The sequence below is a fragment of the Streptococcus sp. GMD4S genome, assembly GCF_000296955.1.
The window spans coordinates 1-21,504 of the sequence record NZ_AJRE01000046.1 but is presented as its reverse complement, the minus strand read 5'-3'; the positions used below and the strand labels follow the sequence as shown (position 1 = coordinate 21,504).

The 21,504-nt window shown below is 42.5% G+C and carries 19 protein-coding genes, 1 tRNA gene and 1 pseudogene; 16 read left to right on the top strand and 5 right to left on the bottom strand.

The genetic code is table 11. From position 1 onward, the window contains the following. Positions 1-102: 102 nt before the first annotated feature. A complete protein-coding gene (locus GMD4S_RS04770) occupies positions 103-1,062 on the top strand; it encodes a hypothetical protein (protein WP_000721420.1) in 960 nt (319 codons plus the stop codon). A gap of 193 nt (positions 1,063-1,255) precedes the next feature. On the opposite strand, the gene GMD4S_RS04765 is transcribed toward GMD4S_RS04770, so the two are convergent. Further along, positions 1,256-1,343: transfer RNA gene (locus GMD4S_RS04765), tRNA-Ser, on the bottom strand. A gap of 161 nt (positions 1,344-1,504) precedes the next feature. On the opposite strand from GMD4S_RS04765, the gene GMD4S_RS04760 reads away from it, so the two are divergent. From GMD4S_RS04760 to GMD4S_RS04745, 4 genes are all read left to right on the top strand, one after another. Continuing rightward, positions 1,505-2,245, top strand: coding sequence for a DeoR/GlpR family DNA-binding transcription regulator (locus tag GMD4S_RS04760; RefSeq protein ID WP_000920647.1), 741 nt, complete (start codon positions 1,505-1,507; stop codon positions 2,243-2,245). After that, positions 2,242-3,153 (top strand): 1-phosphofructokinase, encoded by a 912-nt coding sequence (pfkB, locus tag GMD4S_RS04755; RefSeq protein WP_000640792.1) that lies wholly within the window; start codon positions 2,242-2,244, stop codon positions 3,151-3,153. Before GMD4S_RS04760 ends, pfkB begins: the two co-directional genes overlap by 4 nt. Then, positions 3,150-5,102: a PTS fructose transporter subunit IIABC gene (locus GMD4S_RS04750; RefSeq protein WP_000701471.1), complete on the top strand. Its 1,953-nt coding sequence runs from the start codon at positions 3,150-3,152 to the stop codon at positions 5,100-5,102. Before pfkB ends, GMD4S_RS04750 begins: the two co-directional genes overlap by 4 nt. A gap of 86 nt (positions 5,103-5,188) precedes the next feature. Then, positions 5,189-7,495 (top strand): DNA translocase FtsK, encoded by a 2,307-nt coding sequence (locus GMD4S_RS04745; protein ID WP_001284601.1) that lies wholly within the window; start codon positions 5,189-5,191, stop codon positions 7,493-7,495. A 45-nt stretch (positions 7,496-7,540) separates the two neighbouring features. On the opposite strand, the gene GMD4S_RS04740 is transcribed toward GMD4S_RS04745, so the two are convergent. Next, entirely contained in the window at positions 7,541-7,969 is a 429-nt protein-coding gene (locus tag GMD4S_RS04740; RefSeq protein ID WP_000073955.1) for a DUF6556 family protein, read from the bottom strand. Positions 7,970-8,106: 137 nt separating this feature from the next. On the opposite strand from GMD4S_RS04740, the gene GMD4S_RS04735 reads away from it, so the two are divergent. The 9 genes from GMD4S_RS04735 (at position 8,107) to GMD4S_RS04695 (ending at position 17,121) form a co-directional block, all read left to right on the top strand. Next, on the top strand, positions 8,107-9,249 hold the full coding sequence (locus GMD4S_RS04735) for a cysteine desulfurase family protein (RefSeq protein WP_000638936.1): 1,143 nt from the start codon (positions 8,107-8,109) through the stop codon (positions 9,247-9,249). 8 nt (positions 9,250-9,257) lie between these two features. After that, the gene (gene thiI, locus GMD4S_RS04730) at positions 9,258-10,472 is read left to right on the top strand and encodes a tRNA uracil 4-sulfurtransferase ThiI (RefSeq protein WP_001200094.1); all 1,215 of its coding nucleotides are present in this window, start codon (positions 9,258-9,260) and stop codon (positions 10,470-10,472) included. A gap of 137 nt (positions 10,473-10,609) precedes the next feature. Continuing rightward, positions 10,610-11,434, top strand: coding sequence for an alpha/beta hydrolase (locus GMD4S_RS04725; protein ID WP_001016811.1), 825 nt, complete (start codon positions 10,610-10,612; stop codon positions 11,432-11,434). Between the two features lie 20 nt (positions 11,435-11,454). After that, a complete protein-coding gene (locus GMD4S_RS04720; RefSeq protein ID WP_000546821.1) occupies positions 11,455-12,195 on the top strand; it encodes an esterase family protein in 741 nt (246 codons plus the stop codon). Between the two features lie 12 nt (positions 12,196-12,207). After that, positions 12,208-13,374, top strand: a complete 1,167-nt coding sequence (locus tag GMD4S_RS04715; RefSeq protein ID WP_001108609.1) for an ATP-grasp domain-containing protein — start codon at positions 12,208-12,210, stop codon at positions 13,372-13,374. Between the two features lie 157 nt (positions 13,375-13,531). Further along, the gene (gene gla / locus GMD4S_RS04710) at positions 13,532-14,437 is read left to right on the top strand and encodes an aquaglyceroporin Gla (RefSeq protein ID WP_000348113.1); all 906 of its coding nucleotides are present in this window, start codon (positions 13,532-13,534) and stop codon (positions 14,435-14,437) included. Positions 14,438-14,546: 109 nt separating this feature from the next. Beyond that, on the top strand, positions 14,547-15,272 hold the full coding sequence (locus GMD4S_RS04705) for a CppA N-terminal domain-containing protein (protein WP_001102080.1): 726 nt from the start codon (positions 14,547-14,549) through the stop codon (positions 15,270-15,272). Next, positions 15,269-16,204 (top strand): serine hydrolase domain-containing protein, encoded by a 936-nt coding sequence (locus GMD4S_RS04700; RefSeq protein WP_000870773.1) that lies wholly within the window; start codon positions 15,269-15,271, stop codon positions 16,202-16,204. Before GMD4S_RS04705 ends, GMD4S_RS04700 begins: the two co-directional genes overlap by 4 nt. An 8-nt stretch (positions 16,205-16,212) precedes the next feature. Beyond that, complete coding sequence (locus tag GMD4S_RS04695) at positions 16,213-17,121, top strand: DMT family transporter (protein ID WP_000047997.1); 909 nt, start codon at positions 16,213-16,215, stop codon at positions 17,119-17,121. Between the two features lie 44 nt (positions 17,122-17,165). Here the strand turns inward: GMD4S_RS04695 and GMD4S_RS04690 are convergent, their stop codons facing one another. Both GMD4S_RS04690 and rsmG read right to left on the bottom strand, forming a co-directional pair. Next, entirely contained in the window at positions 17,166-18,449 is a 1,284-nt protein-coding gene (locus GMD4S_RS04690) for a uracil-xanthine permease family protein (protein ID WP_000808290.1), read from the bottom strand. 239 nt (positions 18,450-18,688) lie between these two features. Further along, complete coding sequence (gene rsmG, locus GMD4S_RS04685; protein ID WP_000801955.1) at positions 18,689-19,402, bottom strand: 16S rRNA (guanine(527)-N(7))-methyltransferase RsmG; 714 nt, start codon at positions 19,400-19,402, stop codon at positions 18,689-18,691. A 93-nt stretch (positions 19,403-19,495) separates the two neighbouring features. On the opposite strand from rsmG, the gene GMD4S_RS04680 reads away from it, so the two are divergent. Both GMD4S_RS04680 and htpX read left to right on the top strand, forming a co-directional pair. Further along, positions 19,496-20,056, top strand: a complete 561-nt coding sequence (locus GMD4S_RS04680; protein ID WP_000219838.1) for a LemA family protein — start codon at positions 19,496-19,498, stop codon at positions 20,054-20,056. Position 20,057: 1 nt separating this feature from the next. Then, the gene (gene htpX / locus GMD4S_RS04675; RefSeq protein ID WP_000895754.1) at positions 20,058-20,957 is read left to right on the top strand and encodes a zinc metalloprotease HtpX; all 900 of its coding nucleotides are present in this window, start codon (positions 20,058-20,060) and stop codon (positions 20,955-20,957) included. Positions 20,958-21,002: 45 nt separating this feature from the next. Here htpX and GMD4S_RS04670 read toward each other — a convergent pair. After that, positions 21,003-21,431: pseudogene (locus GMD4S_RS04670) on the bottom strand (ATP-binding cassette domain-containing protein); the annotation flags it as partial. Between the last annotated feature and the right edge of the window lie 73 nt (positions 21,432-21,504).

The following is a 21,504-nucleotide window of genomic DNA, read 5'->3' as shown; positions in this document are numbered from 1 at the left end:
GGGTTCGAATCCCCCATTCTCCGTTAGATAAACCCAGTGTTTTTCTAAACAACTATCCTTGGAGGTAGTCTCCAAGAGTAAATTTTCATAAAGAGGTGAAACATGAAAAAGATCAAGTTACTAAGTATCTTAGCACTTTCAACAGTTGTCTTGGGTGCATGTTCTGTATTTTCTAATCAGTCATCTGAAGCTTCTTCTGATAACAAGGAGAATACGGAACAAGTTGAGAAGAAAGATGAAGCTGCAGAAGTTAAAGAAAAAGTTACAAAAGATGCTGAGATTCTCTTAGACTCAGTTCTTACTAGCGACTCTGCTCGATTTAAGAAGATTTATGGCGACACTTATGAAAAATGGAGTGAGGCAGTATTTGCTGTACAAACAAGTGAAAAAATCAAAGAAGAAGGGCTTTCACCTGCATCTACCTATTCAGTACAATGGCACAAAGATTTCCCTGTAGAAACTCCAGAAGAAACCATTTCAGGTTTCTTGAAGATGAGACGTAGATTATATCAAGATATCGGTTCTTACACTGTTAAAGACGTGAAGGTTGATGAATCAGGAAATACAGCGACTGTTACTTTCAACTCTAAGAAGTTACACTCTAAAGGATTGGCTTCATCTACAAGGGAAGTTCTCACTACTCTTATTGGAGGTGTTGATAACCTAGGTAAATACAATCAAGCTGGTTCAAACGTTGACATCAAGCGTTACCAAACATTGGTTTCTTACTGGATTTTTGAGCATCTATTTAAGAAAGATTTCTCAACCTACAGTGACGTTGACCCTAACTTAGCTCATACACCTTTCACTACTGGTGATTTTGATACTGAAATCAAATTAACAAAGGATAAGGATGGAAACTGGCTGATTTCTCAAGAAGATTACCGTACTTTGGCGACAGAGTTGCTTGATGATACAGAAGGTTATGATAAAATTGTCCGTAAAAACTCAACTAAGTCTAATGATAAATCAACAGACAAGTCTTCTGATAAATCTTCAAACAAATCCACTGATAAATCAACAGACAAATCTTCAGATAAAAAAGATAAAAGCAATATCTAATCACAAGATTTAGAAGAAAAACAAGTAGTCCTAATAAACTACTTGTTTTTTTATGAAATCAAAGTGATTCTAGGATAGGGAAGGATACAGAAAAAAATAGTGTGATAGTTAGAGTAACTCAGCCTTTCATTTCTAGATATTGTTCTTAGAACGATAAAAAAACTGCATTGAGGTGCAGTTTTTCTTTTTTCTACGGAAGACATGGGATTCGAACCCACGCACGCTGTTACACGCCTACCGCGTTTCCAACACGGCCTCTTAAGCCTCTTGAGTAATCTTCCAATACTTACTCAAATAGTCTACCATAAAGCCACTTATCTTGCAATAAAAATTTTGGAAATAAGAAAAATGATAGAAATTGAAAGAAAATGATAAAAAATGCTTGACTTTGATAGAAATTGTGCTAGAATGAATAGTGTAAACGATAACAGGAGGTGATTTGGTGTTAAAAACTGAGCGGAAGCAACTGATTTTAGAGGAGTTAAATCAACATCATGTAGTTTCCCTAGAAAAATTGGTTAGTCTATTAGAAACATCAGAATCAACGGTTCGAAGAGATTTGGATGAGCTGGAGGCGGAAAACAAACTTCGCCGTGTGCATGGTGGAGCAGAATTGCCCCACTCCTTGCAGGAAGAAGAAACCATCCAAGAAAAATCTGTCAAAAACCTTCAAGAGAAGAAGCTACTGGCTCAGAAAGCAGCCTCTCTTATTAAGGAAAAAGATGTCATTTTTATCGATGCTGGAACGACAACTGCTTTTTTAATCAAGGAATTGGTTAATAAGAATATTACAGTTGTGACCAACTCCATTCACCATGCGGTTCAGTTGGTTGAAAAACAGATTCCAACTGTCATGGTTGGAGGAAGTGTCAAGATGGCAACAGATGCATGTATCGGTGGTGTTGCTCTTAACCAAATCAATCAATTGCACTTTGACCGTGCCTTTGTTGGGATGAATGGTGTAGACGATGGTTATTATACGACTCCTGATATGGAGGAGGGAGCCGTTAAGCGTGCTATTTTAGAGAATGCCAAACAAACCTATGTCTTAGTGGATTCGTCTAAGATTGGACAAACTTGCTTTGCCAAGGTAGCACCACTTAAACGCGCTATTGTCATCACAAGTCAAGGGCATGAGCTCTTGCAGGCTATTAAGAAGAAAACGGAGGTAATAGAAGTATGATTTATACAGTCACACTCAATCCATCCATTGACTATATCGTGCGCTTGGACCAAGTTCAAGTCGGTAGTGTCAATCGTATGGACAGTGATGATAAGTTTGCTGGCGGGAAAGGAATCAATGTCAGTCGTATTTTGAAACGCTTGGATATTCCAAACACGGCGACTGGATTTATCGGAGGCTTTACTGGTAAATTTATTACAGATATCCTTACAGAGGAAGAAATCGAAACTCATTTTGTCCAAGTAGCAGAAGATACTCGCATCAATGTCAAGATTAAAGCAGACCAAGAAACAGAAATCAATGGGACTGGTCCAACTGTTGACCCAGCTCAGCTAGAAGAATTGAAAACTATTTTATCTAGTTTGACAGCAGAAGATACGGTTGTGTTTGCGGGTTCGAGTGCTAAGAACCTAGGCAATGTTATCTATAAGGATTTGATTGCCTTGACACGCCAGACTGGTGCGCAAGTCGTATGTGACTTTGAAGGACAGACCTTGATTGATAGTTTGGACTACCAGCCACTTTTGGTTAAACCAAACAATCACGAACTTGGAGCTATCTTTGGAGTGAAACTTGAAAGTTTAGATGAAATCGAGAACTATGCTCGTCAGTTACTGGCCAAGGGAGCTCAAAACGTTATCATCTCCATGGCTGGAGACGGTGCACTTCTTGTCACATCCGAGGGAGCTTACTTCGCAAAACCTATCAAGGGAACGGTCAAAAATTCAGTGGGAGCTGGCGACTCAATGGTTGCTGGGTTTACAGGTGAATTTGTCAAATCTAAAGATGCAGTAGAGGCCTTCAAATGGGGAGTAGCTTGTGGAACAGCAACTACCTTCTCGGATGACTTGGCAACAGAGGAATTTATTAAAGAAACATATGAAAAAGTTGAGGTAGAAAAACGATGAAAATTCAAGACCTATTGAGAAAAGATGTCATGTTGCTGGATTTACAGGCAACTGAAAAAACAGCTGTCATCGAAGAGATGATTAAAAGTTTGGTAGATCACGGTTATGTGACGGATTTTGAAACCTTTAAAGAAGGAATCTTAGCGCGTGAAGCTCTCACTTCCACTGGTTTGGGTGACGGAATTGCTATGCCTCACAGCAAGAACTCTGCTGTTAAAGAAGCAACAGTTCTCTTTGCTAAGTCAAACAAGGGTGTTGACTATGAGAGTTTGGATGGGCAACCAACAGACCTCTTCTTCATGATTGCTGCTCCAGAAGGTGCAAATGATACTCATTTGGCAGCCTTGGCAGAATTGTCTCAATACTTGATGAAAGACGGATTTGCTGACAAACTTCGTCAAGTAACATCTGCAGATCAAGTTATCGAACTCTTTGACCAAGCTTCAGAAAAAGCTGAGGAGCCTGTTCAAGCACCTGTCAATGAATCTGGCGACTTTATCGTAGCTGTTACAGCTTGTACGACAGGTATTGCCCACACTTACATGGCCCAAGAAGCCCTTCAAAAAGTGGCTGCCGAAATGGGTGTTGGTATCAAGGTTGAAACCAACGGTGCTAGCGGTGTTGGGAACCAATTGACTGCAGAGGACATTCGCAAGGCTAAAGCTGTTATCGTCGCAGCAGACAAGGCAGTAGAAATGGATCGTTTTGATGGCAAACCATTGATCAATCGCCCAGTTGCTGACGGTATCCGTAAAACAGAAGAATTGATTAACCTGGCTCTTTCAGGAGATGCTGAAGTTTATCGTGCTGCTAATGGAGCAAAAGCTGCAACAGCATCTAATGAAAAACAAAGTCTTGGTGGTGCCTTCTACAAACACTTGATGAGTGGTGTATCTCAAATGTTGCCATTCGTTATCGGTGGTGGTATCATGATTGCCCTTGCTTTCTTGATTGATGGTGCTATGGGTGTGCCACAAGATAGTCTTGGCAATCTCGGATCCTACCATGAGCTAGCTTCTATGTTCATGAAAATCGGTGGCGCGGCCTTTGGCTTGATGCTCCCTGTCTTTGCAGGATACGTTGCCTACTCTATCGCTGAAAAACCAGGTTTGGTAGCAGGTTTTGTGGCTGGTGCAATAGCCAAAGAAGGTTTTGCCTTTGGTAAAATCCCTTATGCAGCAGGTGGTGAAGCAACTTCAACTCTTGCAGGTGTCTCATCTGGTTTCCTCGGTGCCCTCGTAGGTGGATTTATCGCAGGTGCCTTAGTTCTTGCTATCAAGAAATACGTTAAAGTTCCTCGTTCACTTGAAGGTGCTAAATCAATCCTTCTCTTGCCACTTCTTGGAACAATCTTGACTGGATTTGTTATGCTAGCTGTTAACATCCCAATGGCAGCAATTAACACGGCTATGAATGACTTCCTAGGCGGTCTTGGAGGAGGTTCAGCTGTCCTTCTCGGTATCGTTCTTGGTGGTATGATGGCTGTTGACATGGGTGGACCAGTCAATAAAGCAGCCTATGTCTTTGGTACAGGCACGCTTGCAGCGACTGTTTCTTCAGGTGGTTCTGTAGCCATGGCAGCAGTTATGGCTGGAGGAATGGTTCCACCACTTGCTATCTTTGTTGCAACCCTTCTTTTCAAAGATAAATTTACCAAAGAAGAACGTAACTCTGGTTTGACCAACATCATCATGGGCTTGTCATTTATCACCGAGGGAGCGATCCCATTTGGTGCCGCTGATCCAGCTCGTGCGATCCCAAGCTTCGTTCTTGGATCAGCAGTAGCAGGTGGTCTCGTTGGTCTTGCAGGCATCAAACTCATGGCACCACACGGAGGCATCTTCGTCATCGCCCTTACTTCAAATGCTCTTCTTTACCTTGTCTTTGTCTTGATTGGAGCAATTGTAAGTGGTGTGGTTTATGGTTCTCTACGCAAACCACAAGCATAAAAAGGATTAGAATAGAAAGATTGTTACCATTTGGTGCAATCTTTTTCTCTATTCGAAATGGCTGTGAAATATGGTATAATAGAAGAATGGCAAACAAGAATACTACAAAAACAAGACGGAGACCGTCTAAAGCAGAACTCGAAAGAAAACAGGCTATTCAGAGGATGTTGATTTCCTTAGGGATTGCCTTATTGTTGATTATTGCAGCCCTCAAGCTTGGTGCGGCGGGTATCACCCTTTATAATCTCATTCGACTGGTGGTTGGAAGTTTGGCCTATGTGGCCATTGGTGCCCTCCTCATTTACCTTTTTCTATTTAAATGGATCCGTAAGCAAGAAGGACTTCTGTCAGGATTTCTCTGTATCTTCGCTGGCTTACTCTTAATTTTTGAGGCTTATCTTGTCTGGAAATTTGGTTTAGAGCAGGCAGTTCTAAAAGGGACCTTGTCTCAAGTTATGACGGACCTGACTGGCATGCGGGTGACTAGTTTTGCTGGTGGAGGCCTGCTTGGTGTCGGACTTTATATCCCCATTGCCTTTCTTTTCTCCAATATCGGATCGTACTTTATTGGGATTCTCTTTATTTTAGTTGGGATTCTCCTGATTAGTCCTTGGTCTATTTATGATGTTGCAGCCTTTATTGGAGCGCAGTTCAGATCATTCATGGAAAAACAGGAACAGAGAAAACAAGAACGTTTCATCAAGAGAGAAGAAGAGAAGGCACGTCAAGAAGCTGAAGAAGCAGCAAGAATTCAGAGAGAACAAGAAGAACAGGATGCGCTACCACTTCCTCCTGTAGATCCTGAAACTGGAGAAATCTTATCAGAAGTACCAGTCTACGATCTCCCCCCAATTCCTGAGGAAGAATGGATTGAACCGGAGATTATCCTTCCTCAAGCTGATTTTGAAGTTCCAGATGTGGAAGAAGACTTTGAGGATGAAGAGGTGCAGGTTGATTTTTCTGCCAAAGAAGCCCTTGAATACAAACTGCCAAGCTTGCAACTCTTTGCGCCAGATAAACCCAAAGATCAGTCCAAGGAAAAGAAGATTGTTCGAGAAAATATCAAAATCCTAGAAGAAACCTTTGCTAGCTTTGGTATCAAGGTGACGGTAGAACGGGCTGAAATTGGACCATCAGTTACCAAGTATGAAGTCAAACCAGCAGTCGGTGTACGGGTTAACCGCATTTCTAATCTAGCAGACGACTTAGCGCTGGCTCTGGCAGCCAAGGATGTTCGGATTGAGGCTCCTATCCCTGGTAAATCCTTAGTCGGAATTGAAGTACCTAACTCTGAAATTGCGACTGTATCTTTCCGCGAACTCTGGGAACAGTCTCAGACTAAACCAGAAAATCTCCTCGAAATCCCTCTGGGTAAGGCTGTCAATGGAACGGCTCGAACCTTTGATCTTTCCAAGATGCCCCACCTACTTGTTGCAGGTTCGACGGGATCAGGGAAGTCAGTCGCAGTTAACGGTATTATCGCCAGCATTCTGATGAAAGCAAGACCAGATCAGGTCAAGTTTATGATGGTGGATCCAAAGATGGTTGAGTTATCCGTTTACAATGACATTCCTCACCTTTTGATTCCAGTTGTGACCAATCCACGCAAGGCCAGCAAGGCTCTCCAAAAGGTGGTGGATGAGATGGAAAACCGTTATGAACTCTTCGCTAAGGTTGGAGTGCGAAATATCGCTGGTTACAATGCTAAGGTCGAGGAATTCAATAGCCAATCTGAGTACAAACAAGTACCCCTGCCTTTGATTGTTGTCATTGTGGACGAGTTGGCTGACCTTATGATGGTGGCCAGCAAGGAAGTGGAAGATGCTATCATCCGTCTCGGACAGAAGGCACGTGCTGCAGGGATTCACATGATTCTTGCAACGCAGCGTCCATCGGTTGATGTCATTTCTGGTCTCATCAAGGCCAATGTTCCATCACGAGTGGCTTTTGCAGTTTCATCGGGAACAGATTCACGAACCATCTTGGATGAGAATGGCGCTGAAAAATTGCTTGGTCGAGGAGATATGCTCTTTAAACCAATTGATGAAAATCACCCAGTCCGTCTGCAAGGGTCCTTTATCTCGGATGATGATGTTGAACGTATCGTAAACTTCATCAAGGCTCAGGCTGATGCAGATTACGATGATAGCTTTGACCCAGGAGACGTTCCAGATAATGAAGGAGATTTCTCTGACGGTGAAGCTGGTGGCGATCCGCTTTTTGAGGAAGCTAAGGCTCTGGTTATCGAGACGCAGAAAGCTAGTGCTTCTATGATTCAGCGTCGTTTGTCGGTTGGATTTAACCGTGCGACCCGCCTGATGGAAGAACTTGAAATGGCCGGTGTTATTGGCCCAGCTGAAGGAACCAAACCACGAAAAGTATTGCAACAATAAAAAAATAGCTTCTTTCCAAATTTGGAAAGAAGTTATTTTTTGTGCTTACTGGTTCGTTTTAGTTTCAGAACTCGTCGTATTTGACTGTGTTCCGTTATCGCTTGTTTCTTTTGTTGAGGAAGGTGTAGAAGGATCCTGAGTTGTTGTTTTCTTCTCTTCTTTTTTCTCCTCTTTTTTATTGGATTGAGAAGTTTCTTCTTGCGTGGTATTTTCTTTAGTAGAAGTGTTGTCCCTGTTAGGAGTAGTATTTTCCTGAGGGGCTTCCTTTTGAATTTCCTTGACAACAGTTGTTTGAGTTGTCGTCGGTTCTTTTTTGTTGTTTTTGTTATTGTCCATGGCGTTCATGATGGTGATAGTAGCGGTGATGAGACCAAGGATACTACCGATGGTAGCAATCGTTTTTTGAAAGACAGTAAATCCCTTTTTGATGTGTTCTGTTTTTGATTTATTAGAAGTTCTACGATAGTTAGACATGATACTCTCCTTTGATTATGATTTATTATACCTCATTTCTTTAAAAAAATCTTAAAAAAAGAGAAACCTCCCTTTCTTGTCGCAGGTCTCTTTTCGTGATACAATAGAAGGAGTGATTTTAGAAAGCGTGAGAAAACATGATCTACTTTGATAATTCGGCGACAACCAAGCCTTATCCTGAAGCACTTGAAACTTACATGCAGGTCGCTTCAAAAATTGTAGGAAATCCATCTAGTCTCCATCGTTTGGGAGATCAGGCAACACGAATTTTAGATGCTTCCCGGCAGCAAATTGCAGATTTGATTGGGAAGAAGAGTGATGAAATCTTCTTTACCTCTGGTGGAACAGAAGGAGATAACTGGGTCATCAAGGGGGTGGCCTTTGAAAAAGCCCAGTTTGGCAAGCACATCATCGTATCAGCTATTGAACATCCAGCAGTCAAGGAATCAGCCCTTTGGCTGAAAAGTCAAGGTTTTGAGGTGGATATTGCCCCAGTTGATAGCAGAGGATTTGTGGATGTTGAGGCTCTAGCGAATTTGATACGACCTGATACGATCCTCGTTTCCATCATGGCAGTTAACAATGAAATCGGCTCAATCCAGCCCATTGAAGCTGTTTCAAAACTCTTGGCAGACAAGCCAACTATTTCTTTCTACGTTGATGCGGTTCAGGCACTCGCTAAGATTCCGACTGAAAACTATCTGACAGATCGAGTGGATTTCGCAGCCTTTTCGAGTCATAAGTTTCATGGTGTCAGAGGTGTTGGATTTGTCTATATCAAGTCTGGTAAGAAGATTACGCCTCTGTTAACTGGTGGTGGTCAGGAGCGAGACTATCGTTCGACAACTGAAAATGTGGCAGGGATCGCAGCAACAGCCAAGGCTCTCCGTTTGGCTATGGAAAAGCTAGACTTATTTACTGCTAAGACAAGCCAGATGAAGGCAGTCATTCGTCAAGCCCTTCTGGATTATCCAGATATTTTTGTCTTTTCAGATGAGGAAGACTTTGCCCCTCATATCCTGACTTTTGGGATTAAGGGTGTTCGTGGTGAAGTCATCGTTCATGCATTTGAAGACTATGACATTTTCATTTCCACAACCTCTGCTTGTTCGTCCAAGGTTGGAAAACCTGCTGGGACCTTGATTGCCATGGGAGTGGACAAGGATAAGGCCCAGTCAGCTGTGCGTCTAAGCCTAGACCTGGAAAATGACATGAGTCAGGTCGAGCAGTTTTTGACCAAGTTAAAATTAATTTACAATCAAACTAGAAAAGTAAGATAGGAGCATTTATGCAGTATTCAGAAATTATGATTCGTTACGGAGAATTGTCAACCAAACACAAAAATCGTATGCGTTTCATCAATAAACTTCGTAATAATATTTCGGACGTTTTGTCCATCTATCCTCAAGTTAAGGTAACCGCAGACCGCGACCGTGCCCACGCTTACCTGAATGGAGCTGATTATACAGCAGTAGCAGAATCTCTCAAACAAGTCTTTGGGATCCAAAACTTTTCTCCCGTTTATAAAGTTGAAAAGTCTGTAGAAGTCCTTAAATCAGCTGTCCAAGAGATTATGAAGGAAATCTATAAGGAAGGGATGACCTTTAAAATCACTAGTAAGCGTAGCGACCACAACTTCGAATTGGATAGTCGTGAACTTAATCAAACTCTTGGTGGTGCTGTTTTCGAGGCTATTCCAAACGTGCAAGCTCAGATGAAAAATCCAGATATTAATCTTCAGGTTGAGATTCGTGAGGAGGCTGCCTATCTTTCCTATGAAACCTTTCGTGGAGCAGGAGGATTACCTGTGGGAAGTTCTGGTAAAGGCATGCTCATGTTGTCAGGAGGGATTGACTCACCTGTAGCAGGTTATCTAGCTCTTAAACGAGGGGTAGATATTGAGGCGGTTCACTTTGCTAGCCCGCCATATACTAGTCCTGGTGCCCTCAAGAAAGCCCACGATTTGACTCGGAAATTGACCAAGTTTGGTGGCAATATCCAGTTTATTGAGGTGCCTTTCACTGAGATTCAAGAGGAAATCAAGGCTAAGGCGCCAGAAGCCTACCTTATGACCTTGACCCGTCGTTTTATGATGCGCATTACCGACCGTATCCGTGAGGTACGAAATGGTTTAGTTATCATCAATGGGGAAAGTCTTGGTCAAGTAGCGAGCCAAACTTTGGAAAGCATGCAGACTATCAACGCTGTGACTAGCACTCCAATTATTCGTCCCGTGGTTACGATGGACAAGTTGGAAATCATTGACATCGCGCAGGAAATCGATACCTTTGAAATTTCAATTCAGCCTTTTGAGGACTGCTGTACTATTTTTGCGCCTGATCGTCCTAAGACTAATCCTAAGATAGAGAATGCTGAGCAGTATGAAAAAAGGATGGATGTTGAAGGTTTGGTTGAGCGTGCAGTGGCAGGGATTATGATCACGAAGATTACACCACAAGCTGAAAAAGATGCTGTCGATGAGTTAATTGATAATCTCCTCTAATCAGAAAAACCAGAAGAATTTAGAATATTAAGTGAGAAAAGTTAGTTATTTATCCCTTAAAATGGACAATTACTGACTTTTTTTCTATTTTTATGGTATAATGAGATAAAATTTTGAATATAGAGAGTTTTCTGACAATGAATCATTCCTACTTTTACTTAAAAATGAAAGAACACAAACTCAAAGTTCCTTATACAGGAAAGGAGCGTCGTGTGCGTGTGCTCCTGCCAAAGGACTACGAGAAAGACACAGACCGTTTTTACCCTGTTGTTTACTTTCATGATGGGCAAAATGTCTTTTACAGCAAGGAGTCCTATATCGGTCACTCTTGGAAGATTATTCCAGCTATTAAGCGAAATCCTGACATCAGTCGCATGATTGTTGTTGCTATTGACAATGATGGCTTGGGGAGGATGAATGAGTACGCTGCTTGGAAGTTCCAAGAATCTCCTATCCCAGGTCAACAGTTTGGCGGTAAGGGTGTGGAGTATGCCGAGTTTGTCATGGAAGTGGTCAAGCCTTTTATCGATGAAACCTATCGTACCAAAGCTGATCGCCAGCATACGGCTATGATTGGTTCGTCACTAGGAGGCAATATTACTCAGTTTATCGGACTAGAGTACCAAGACCGAATTGGTTGTCTAGGTGTCTTCTCATCTGCCAATTGGCTTCACCAAGAAGCCTTTAACCGCTATATCGAGCGTAAGAAATTGACGCCTGAACAGCGCATTTTCATCTATGTAGGAACAGAAGAAGCAGACGATACGGACAAGACCCTAATGGCTGGCAATATCAAGCAAGCCTATATCGACTCGTCGCTTCGTTATTATCATGATTTGATTGCAGGTGGAATACACTTGGATAATCTTGTCTTGAAAGTTCAGTCTGGTGCTATCCATAGTGAAATACCTTGGTCGGAAAATTTACCAGACTGTCTCCGATTTTTTGCGGAGAAATGGTAAGTTAAGAAAGGAGAAAGCCAATGCATATTGAAAACCTTAGCCACTGGAGTGGCAATCTTAATCGTGAAATGTACCTCAACCGTTATGGATATGCAGGAATCCCAGTTGTGGTTTTTGCTTCATCTGGTGGCAGTCACAACGAATACTATGATTTTGGCATGATTGATGCCTGTGCTTCCTTTGTCGAGGAAGGTCGTGTTCAGTTCTTTACCCTATCCAGCGTTGACAGTGAGAGCTGGTTGGCCACTTGGAAAAATAGTCATGACCAGGCGGAGATGCATCGAGCTTACGAACGATATGTGATTGAGGAGGCCATTCCTTTTATCAAGCATAAGACAGGTTGGTTTGATGGCATGATGACGACAGGTTGCTCGATGGGGGCCTATCATGCACTCAATTTCTTTCTCCAGCATCCAGATGTCTTTACCAAGGTAATTGCCCTCAGCGGTGTTTACGACGCACGTTTCTTCGTTGGCGATTACTACAATGATGATGCTATTTACCAAAACTCACCTGTAGATTATATCTGGAATCAAAACGACGGATGGTTTATCGATCGTTACCGTCAGGCAGAAATCGTCATTTGTACGGGCCTTGGTGCCTGGGAACAAGACGGTCTACCATCTTTCTACAAGCTTAAAGAAGCCTTTGACCAGAAACAAATTCCAGCCTGGTTTGCTGAATGGGGACACGATGTCGCCCACGACTGGGAATGGTGGCGTAAACAAATGCCCTATTTTCTTGGACACCTGTATCTATAAAAGGAGTTGCCTATGAATTACCTTGTTATTTCTCCCTACTATCCGCAAAACTTCCAACAGTTTACCATCGAGCTAGCCAATAAAGGCATTACAGTCTTGGGGATTGGTCAGGAGCCTTACGAACAACTAGATGAGCCTTTGCGCAATAGCCTAACTGAGTATTTCCGTGTAGACAATCTTGAGAACATAGACGAAGTCAAACGTGCTGTAGCCTTTCTTTTCTACAAGCATGGACCTATCGACCGTATCGAGTCCCACAATGAATACTGGCTTGAGCTGGACGCAATACTCAGAGAACAATTCAATGTTTTTGGTGCCAAACCGGAGGATCTCAAAAAGACCAAGTTTAAGTCTGAGATGAAGAAACTATTCAAAAAAGCAGGTGTCCCTGTGGTACCTGGAGCTGTTATCCAGACGGAAGCAGATGTGGATAAAGCAGTGAAAGAAATCGGTCTACCAATGATTGCCAAACCTGATAACGGAGTGGGAGCAGCAGCAACCTTTAAGCTTGAGACAGAAGACGATATCCATCACTTCAAGCAAGAATGGGACCATTCAACCGTTTATTTCTTTGAAAAATTTGTCACTTCTAGCGAAATCTGTACCTTTGACGGACTTGTGGACAAGGATGGCAACATCGTCTTTTCAACGACTTTTGATTATGCCCATACTCCACTTGATCTCATGATTTATAAGATGGACAATTCCTACTATGTGCTTAAGGATATGGATCCCAAACTGCGCAAGTATGGTGAGGCCATAGTCAAGGAATTTGGTATGAAAGAGCGCTTTTTCCATATCGAGTTTTTCCGCGACGGGGACGACTACATTGCCATTGAGTACAATAACCGTCCTGCAGGTGGCTTTACCATTGATGTTTATAACTTCGCTCACTCCTTGGATCTCTACCGAGGTTATGCAGCGATTGTCGCAGGAGAAGAGTTTCCAGCATCAGAGTTTGAACCTCAATACTGTTTAGCTACATCACGTCGTGCCAATGCCAACTATGTTTATTCAGAAGAGGACCTTCTTGCCAAATACAGCCAGCAATTCAAGGTCAAAAAAATCATGCCAGCAGCCTTTGCAGAGCTACAAGGGGACTACCTTTATATGCTGACAACTCCAAGCCGTCAAGAGATGGAGCAGATGATTGTAGACTTTGGTCAACGTCAAGATTAATGAAAAGGATGAAAGGAGTTTGACTTCTTTTTTCCTTTTCTTAACGATAAGTTAAATAAAGCGTTTTCCGTAGATTCTTTTAGAAAAGATATTGCTAAAAGGCCTAAAAATTGGTAGAATAAGGATTGTCTAAAAAAATTTAAGGAGAATCTATCAAATGGATTTTACATGGGCTATTAAATATGCCACAGAATTCTTGGGAACTGCTATTTTGATCATTCTTGGTAATGGTGCAGTTGCTAACGTTGAACTTAAAGGTACGAAAGGTCACCAAAGTGGCTGGCTCGTTATCGCGGTTGGTTATGGTATGGGGGTTATGATCCCAGCCTTGATGTTCGGTAACGTATCAGGAAACCACATCAACCCAGCTTTCACTCTTGGACTTGCTGTTAGTGGACTTTTCTCTTGGGAGCAAGTACCATTTTACATCCTAGCACAAGTTTTGGGAGCAATCTTCGGTCAAGCTTTGGTTGTAGCGACTCACCGTCCTTACTACTTGAAAACAGAAAACCCAAACAATATCTTGGGTACCTTCTCAACGATTTCAAGCATCGACCACGGTACAAAAGAATCACGTTTTGCAGCTACTGTTAATGGCTTCCTCAATGAGTTTGTAGGTTCATTTGTTCTTTTCTTTGCAGCACTTGGTTTGACTAAAAACTTCTTTGGTGCTGAATTAGTGGCGAAAGCTCAGGCGACAATTAATGACCAAGTAGCTCAAGCTGCAGCGCAAGGAACAACAATCCCTCAAGAACAAGTAACAGCAGCGCTTGAGCAAGCAAAAAACCAAGCCGCTCCATTTTTGGCACCAGGTCTTGGAATTGCACACTTGGCACTTGGTTTCCTAGTGCTGGCTTTGGTAGCTTCACTTGGTGGACCTACTGGACCTGGTTTGAACCCAGCTCGTGACTTCGGACCACGTCTTCTTCACGAACTCCTTCCAAAATCAGTTCTTGGTCAACATAAGGGTGATTCAAAATGGTGGTATGCATGGGTTCCAGTTGTAGCTCCAATTGCAGCGGGTATTGCGGCAGTAGCACTATTTAAACTACTTTACCTATAAGAAATGAAACTGGGGTATCCCAGTTTTTTGTTATAAAATTTCTAAATAAAATAGATATGGCTTGTAAAATATTCGAAAATCCTTTAAAATAAAAGAGTTGGAGGAATTTATGAATGTGAATGAGATTGTTCGGATCGTTCCGACTTTAAAAGTTAATAATCGAAAATTAAATGAAAGATTTTACATTGAAACCCTGGGGATGAAACCTTTGCTGGAAGAGTCTGCCTTTCTTTCATTAGGCGACCAGACAGGTACGGAGAGATTGATTTTAGAAGAGGCTCCAAGCATGCGAACACGCAGAGTTGAAGGACTTAAGAAGCTAGCTAGACTCTTGATAAAGGTTGAAAATCCTTCTGAAATCGAGGCCCTTCTTTCTCAAATGAAGTCTCTTCCTCGCCTATTTAAAGGAAACCGTGGGTATGCTTTTGAGATTGTTTCTCCTGAAGAGGATGTGATCCTTGTTCATGCAGAAGATGATATAAGAGATTTGGTTCCACTGGAAACTGTTCCTGAATTTTATTCAAATACAAGTATAAAATACGTGAGCCAATTTGAGGTTTCTATGGAGTTGCGTTTGCCTGAAGGGACAGAGAGTTTACTTGATCCCGAAGGAGTAGCGCCAGTAATTACCTTTACTAAAGGACAAGGACCAGATTTGGCTGTTGAAAACAATGTCACTTGGGACCTGACGATGTTAAAATTTTTAGTCAAGAATTTTGATCTAACCAGTCTTCGTCAGAAATTTGAAAAGACAGGCTACTTTGTCCCTAAGTCTGAAAAATTCTTCCTTGGTAAAGATACCAATAACATTGAATTGTGGTTTGAAGAAGCATGAAGTGGGAAAAAATTCTAAGAAAAATAGAAAATCAAATTGAGGCAGGGATTTATCCCGGGGCCTCTTTTGCATATTATAAGGATGGTGAATGGAAAGAGTCTTATCTAGGATTGAGTGATCCAGAACGAGACTTGAAGACAGAAAGTGGTTTGGTTTATGATCTAGCCAGTGTGAGTAAAGTCGTGGGAGTGGGGACGGTTTTTACCTTCTTGTGGCAGCAGGGCACATTCGATATTGATCGACCGGTAACGGATTTTTTACCGGAGTGTGATTATCCTGATATCACTATACGGCAGCTTCTGACCCATGCCACAGACTTGGACCCCTTTATTCCCAATCGAGACAAGTTAAGGGCAGAGGAATTAAGAGAAGCCATGTTTCACCTCAACAGACGAAATCAGCCAGCCTTCCTATACTCGGACGTTCACTTTTTACTCTTGGGCTTTCTTTTGGAAAAAATCTTTAACCAAGACTTGGATCAGATTATAAAAAAACAAGTTTTGGAACCATGGGGGATGAAGGAAACGATGTTTGGTCCTGTTGAGCAAGCTGTACCAACAGTGAGAGGGGTGGAGGCCGGAAACATTCACGATCCCAAAGCCCGTCTATTAGGGAAACACGCAGGAAGTGCTGGTTTGTTTTCGACTGTTAAGGATTTGCAGATTTTTCTGGAACATTATTTGAAAGATGATTTTGCAGCAGAATTGAGCCGAAATTTTTCTCCTTTAGATGATAAGGAGCGGTCTCTATCATGGAATCTGGAAGGAGCTTGGCTCGACCATACGGGCTATACTGGTACCTTCATTATGTGGAATCGAGAGAAGCAGGAGGCGGCTATCTTTTTATCCAATCGAACGTATGAGAAGGATGAGCGTGCCCAGTGGATAGTCGATCGAAACCAAGTGATGGAAATGATTCGTCAAGAGGAGTAGGAAGAAGTATGTCAAAAACCGTAAAAGGAACTCTGTATACAGTAGTGGCGGGGATTGCTTGGGGCTTGTCTGGAACCAGTGGCCAATACCTGATGGCACACGGGATTTCGGCTCTGGTCTTGACCGACTTGCGTCTTTTAATCGCCGGGGGGGGGGTACTCATGGTCTTGGCTTATTCTACTGGAAAGGATAAAACGCTGGCCTTTTTAAAGGATAGAAAGAGTCTGCTGTCTCTTCTTATTTTTGCTCTGATTGGTCTTTTTCTCAACCAATTTGCCTATCTGTCTGCTATTCAGGAGACCAATGCAGGAACGGCGACGGTGCTTCAGTATGTTTGTCCTGTCGGGGTTTTGATTTATAGCTGCATCAAGGATAAGGTGGCGCCGACTCTGGCAGAGATTATTTCAATTGGTTTAGCAATTGGAGGAACTTTTCTTATTGCAACGCATGGGGAACTTGACCAGTTGTCGGTCACACCTGCTGGTCTTTTCTGGGGCCTCTTTTCAGCCTTGACCTATGCCCTCTATATTATCCTCCCTATTGCTTTGATTAAGAAGTGGGGAAGCATGTTGGTGATTGGTGTCGGGATGGTTATTTCTGGTGTAGTGGCTATTCCCTTCACAGGAGTCTTACAGGCCAGCATACCGACTAGTCTAGATTTTCTCTTTGCATTTGCTGGGATTATCATCATCGGAACGGTCTTTGCTTATACAGCTTTCCTAAAGGGAGCTAGTCTGATAGGCCCTGTTAAGTCTAGTTTATTAGCTTCCATAGAACCAATTTCTGCCGTTTTCTTTGCCTTTCTGATTATGAAGGAACAGTTTTATGCGATTGATTTTGTCGGTATGGCTATGATTTTACTAGCCGTGACCATTATTTCATTGAAAGATTTACTGTTGGAAATAAAGAGTAAGTAACTAAAAAATCCACTCAATCGAGTGGATTTTTTGTGTATAGATGATTAGTCTTTATTTTCGTGTGGCAAGATCAAGTTTAAGATAATTCCTGTCATGGCTGATAGAGCAGTACCTGAAAGTGTAACTGGGCCAAGTTTGAGGATAGCTCCACCAAGTCCAAGTACCAACATGGCACTGGCGATGATGAGGTTACGCATTTGGCTGAAGTCAACGCGTTCCTTAATCAAAACTTTCAAACCATTGCTGGCGATAACTCCGTAGAGAAGGATGGACATGCCACCAAGCACAGCATTTGGAATGGTTGAAATCAAGGCAGTGAATTTCCCTAGGAAGCTAAGAGCAATGGCGATGAAGGCCGCGTTACGGATAACAGAGACAGAAGCGATACGAGTCATCCCAATAACCCCTGTATTTTCGCCGTAAGTCGTATTAGCTGGTCCACCGAGGAAGGCTGATACAGATGTCGCGATACCATCACCAAGAAGCGTACGGTGAAGTCCTGGTTCTTTCAGGAATTGACGGCCACAGATTTGGCTTAAAACTGTGTGGTCTCCGATGTGTTCTGAAATGGTTACAATAGCGATTGGCAAGATGGCGATTGTTTCAGGACCGAAGTACAAGTTGTACTCTTTAAAGGCTCCACCTGTACTAAATGGCAAGTAGAAACCAGGAATTTCAAACCAATTGGCTTGAAGGACTGGGGTAAAGTCAACCAAACCAAGCATCATAGCGAAGATGTACCCACCGATGATGGCAAAGAGGAAAGGAATGATACGAAGGAAACCTTTTCCTTTTGTATTGATAAAGGCGGCAATCAAGAATGTAACAACGGCTACAAGGGCGTTTTTCCAGTTTCCGTCTGCTACGAGTCCAGCATTCGTTACAGCAGAACCAGCAAGACCAAGACCGATAACGATAATCATAGGTCCGATAATGATTGGGGGCAAGAGTTTATCAATCCATTTTGTACCTGCAAAACGAACACTTGCTGCTACAAGAACATAAACTAAACCAGTCAGGATAACTCCAGTTTGGGCAGCAGAGACATCGCCTCCCATTTCTTTCATGGCTAGAGACATAGCTGTGATAAAGGCGAATGAAGAACCTAGATAAACTGGAACCTTAAAGCCAGTAGAAATCATGTAGATAAGTGTTCCAATACCGGATGCAAAGAGAGCAACCGATACGGGCATTCCCAAAATTAAGGGAACGAGAATGGTTGCACCAAACATGGCAAATACGTGCTGGAAGCTTAGAAGAATTCCTTTACCAACAGAAGGACGTTGATCAACGTCTAGTAACAAGTCAACAGTTGATTCCTGTTTCATAAAAACCTCACTTTTGGGCACCAAAAAAGAGCCCATTATTTTGCAGCAATAGGCCCTCAGAGTAAGACTTTTTAAAAAATAGTTATCTTTTAAAAATTTATATAAATCTGCGCCTTCGTCACCTCACAGGATGACATTAAAAACCTTTGCTTAGGATAGTATAGCAGAAAAAATTCGTTTTGTAAACGAATTTTTCCCGAGCCCAGAAATACGAGAGCGAGGTTGATTTTGTAAATTCTTTAAAGTGGGCGTTTGTTGGGCATGCCAGCCTTTCTTGGGTACTTGTTAGGTGTTTCCTTTTTCTTTTCGACGACAGTGATGTAGCGCGGATCTCCATTTGGTAGGGCGTAGCTGAGATTGTCTTCGACCTTGCTGAAGAGGAGGTTGAGGGCATTCTTGGCTTCTAGCAATTCCTCAGGAGCATTGCTGGCCTTGAGTGCCAATAGTTTGCCGCCAACTTTAAGATAGGGAATGGTCAGCTCAGACAAAACCTGCATACGGGCAACCGCACGAGCCGTCACCACATCAAACTGGGCACGGAAGTTCTTATCTTGGGCAAAGTTTTCTGCCCGTCCATGGTAGAAGTGAACACCGTCCAAATCCAGCTCCTGAGCCAATAGTTGGAGGAAGTTGATGCGCTTATTTAGCGAATCAATGATGGTTACATCTAACTGAGGATAGAGGATTTTCATAGGAAGGCTGGGAAATCCTGCCCCTGCTCCGATATCAAGAAGTTTGATAGTTTCATTTGAAATCAAGCCTTGTAGGATGGGTGCAATCGAATCATAAAAGTGTTTGAGATAAACTTCTTCTTTGTCTGTAATAGCGGTCAGGTTAATCTTTTCATTCCACTCGACCAAGAGCTCAAAATACCGTTCAAATTGGTTCTTTTGCTGGTCCGAAAGTGGAAGATTTTGCTCAGCTAGTAGGCTGTAAAATGTTTCTGGTTTCATAGTAGTTTCCTTCTCTAGTATCATCTTATTTTACCATATTCGTTAAAATTTTGATATACTGGTAGTAATCTAAAAGCAGAAAGGAATAAGATTATGACTTGGATTATTCTTGGAGTTTTGGCTCTGATTGTTATTTTTGTGATTGTTAGCTATAACGGTTTGGTTAAAAATCGTATGCAGACCAAGGAGGCTTGGAGCCAGATCGATGTTCAGTTGAAGCGTCGTAATGATCTCCTCCCAAACTTGATTGAAACAGTCAAAGGCTATGCGAAATATGAAGGTTCTACCTTGGAAAAAGTGACAGAACTTCGTAGACAAGTAGCCGCAGCAACTTCACCGGCAGAAGCTATGAAGGCCAGTGATGCCCTTACCCGCCAGATTTCTGGTATCTTTGCAGTAGCAGAGAATTACCCAGACTTGAAAGCTAGTGCTAATTTTATCAAATTGCAAGAAGAGTTGACCAATACAGAAAATAAAATTTCATATTCACGCCAACTCTACAACAGTGTTGTCAGCAACTACAATGTAAAACTTGAAAGTTTCCCAAGCAACATCATCGCAGGACTATTTGGCTTTAAAGCTGCAGACTTCCTTCAAACGCCTGAAGAGGAAAAGGCAGTTCCTAAAGTTGACTTTAGCGGTTTAGGTGACTAAGATGTTGTTTGATCAAATTGCGAGCAATAAACGAAAAACCTGGATTTTGTTGCTGGTTTTCTTCCTACTCTTGGCCTTGGTTGGTTATGCGGTTGGCTATCTCTTCATGCGCTCAGGTCTTGGTGGCATGATTATTGCCTTGATCATCGGTCTTATCTACGCTCTGACCATGATCTTTCAATCGACAGAGATTGTCATGTCTATGAATGGGGCGCGTGAGGTTGATGAGCAAACGGCACCAGACCTCTACCATGTAGTAGAAGATATGGCCATGGTGGCCCAGATTCCTATGCCGCGTGTTTTCATCATTGAGGATTCTTCTTTAAATGCCTTTGCAACAGGTTCGAATCCGCAGAATGCCGCAGTAGCAGCAACGTCGGGTCTCTTAGCTATCATGAATCGTGAGGAGCTAGAAGCTGTTATGGGGCATGAAGTCAGTCATATCCGAAACTACGATATCCGCATTTCGACCATTGCTGTTGCCCTTGCAAGTGCCATTACCCTTCTGTCTAGTATGGCAGGACGGATGATGTGGTGGGGTGGGGCAGGTCGCAGACGGAGTGATAATGATCGCGATGGAAATGGTTTGGAGATTATCATGCTTATTATCTCTCTCTTAGCCATTGTTCTAGCACCTCTCGCAGCAACCTTGGTGCAGCTTGCCATTTCCCGTCAGAGGGAATTTCTAGCGGATGCATCCAGTGTGGAGCTGACCCGCAATCCTCAAGGGATGATCAATGCCTTGCGCAAGTTGGACAATAGCGAGCCGATGCATCACCATGTTGACGATGCCAGCAGCGCTCTTTATATCAATGATCCTAAGAAAGGTGGCGGGCTTCAAAAACTCTTTTATACCCACCCACCTATCTCAGAACGAATCGAACGCTTGAAACACATGTAAAAAAAATCCAGAGAGATTTCTCTGGATTTTTGCTATGTTCAAAAATTATAAATCTTGTAAATCGACGACTTCCAAACCATTTTCTGTCAAACGATAGATACTCGTACAGACCTCTTTTAAGAAACGTCGATCATGTGAAACAGTGATCAGACCGCCAGGATAAGAGGCAAATAGTTTTCTGATCTCGGGTTGGGAAGTTGGTGAGAAATTTCGGGTAGGCTCATCCAGAAGGAGAAAGTTTGGTTTGCGCAACACTAAATCCAAAAGTAGGAGTTTACCTTGTTGCCCGCCAGATAGGGAGCGGATTTGGTGGTGCATCTCTGGATAGCTGAAATTGAGACTGGCTAGGTGAGATTGGATTTTCTGTAGTTCCTCTTTTTCCCCAGTTTGGCTGAGATAGGCTACTGGAGATAAATCCAATTGTAGTTTTTTATGGTAATCTTGTGGCATAAAACCAAGTGAAAATTTACTCTTGGAGACTACCTCCAAGGATAGTTGTTTAGAAAAACACTGGGTTTATCTAACGGAGAATGGGGGATTCGAACCC

What these genes read in the sequence shown, in the direction of transcription:
- GMD4S_RS04725 (WP_001016811.1), top strand. Translation starts at nt 10,610, where the DNA reads ATGAATCATTCCTACTTTTACTTAAAAATGAAAGAACACAAACTCAAA.
- thiI (WP_001200094.1), top strand. Translation starts at nt 9,258, where the DNA reads ATGCAGTATTCAGAAATTATGATTCGTTACGGAGAATTGTCAACCAAA.
- GMD4S_RS04700 (WP_000870773.1), top strand. Translation starts at nt 15,269, where the DNA reads ATGAAGTGGGAAAAAATTCTAAGAAAAATAGAAAATCAAATTGAGGCA.
- htpX (WP_000895754.1), top strand. Translation starts at nt 20,058, where the DNA reads ATGTTGTTTGATCAAATTGCGAGCAATAAACGAAAAACCTGGATTTTG.
- GMD4S_RS04705 (WP_001102080.1), top strand. Translation starts at nt 14,547, where the DNA reads ATGAATGTGAATGAGATTGTTCGGATCGTTCCGACTTTAAAAGTTAAT.
- rsmG (WP_000801955.1), bottom strand. Translation starts at nt 19,402, where the DNA reads ATGAAACCAGAAACATTTTACAGCCTACTAGCTGAGCAAAATCTTCCA.
- GMD4S_RS04695 (WP_000047997.1), top strand. Translation starts at nt 16,213, where the DNA reads ATGTCAAAAACCGTAAAAGGAACTCTGTATACAGTAGTGGCGGGGATT.
- GMD4S_RS04720 (WP_000546821.1), top strand. Translation starts at nt 11,455, where the DNA reads ATGCATATTGAAAACCTTAGCCACTGGAGTGGCAATCTTAATCGTGAA.
- gla (WP_000348113.1), top strand. Translation starts at nt 13,532, where the DNA reads ATGGATTTTACATGGGCTATTAAATATGCCACAGAATTCTTGGGAACT.
- GMD4S_RS04680 (WP_000219838.1), top strand. Translation starts at nt 19,496, where the DNA reads ATGACTTGGATTATTCTTGGAGTTTTGGCTCTGATTGTTATTTTTGTG.
- pfkB (WP_000640792.1), top strand. Translation starts at nt 2,242, where the DNA reads ATGATTTATACAGTCACACTCAATCCATCCATTGACTATATCGTGCGC.
- GMD4S_RS04735 (WP_000638936.1), top strand. Translation starts at nt 8,107, where the DNA reads ATGATCTACTTTGATAATTCGGCGACAACCAAGCCTTATCCTGAAGCA.
- GMD4S_RS04690 (WP_000808290.1), bottom strand. Translation starts at nt 18,449, where the DNA reads ATGAAACAGGAATCAACTGTTGACTTGTTACTAGACGTTGATCAACGT.
- GMD4S_RS04740 (WP_000073955.1), bottom strand. Translation starts at nt 7,969, where the DNA reads ATGTCTAACTATCGTAGAACTTCTAATAAATCAAAAACAGAACACATC.
- GMD4S_RS04745 (WP_001284601.1), top strand. Translation starts at nt 5,189, where the DNA reads ATGGCAAACAAGAATACTACAAAAACAAGACGGAGACCGTCTAAAGCA.
- GMD4S_RS04770 (WP_000721420.1), top strand. Translation starts at nt 103, where the DNA reads ATGAAAAAGATCAAGTTACTAAGTATCTTAGCACTTTCAACAGTTGTC.
- GMD4S_RS04750 (WP_000701471.1), top strand. Translation starts at nt 3,150, where the DNA reads ATGAAAATTCAAGACCTATTGAGAAAAGATGTCATGTTGCTGGATTTA.
- GMD4S_RS04715 (WP_001108609.1), top strand. Translation starts at nt 12,208, where the DNA reads ATGAATTACCTTGTTATTTCTCCCTACTATCCGCAAAACTTCCAACAG.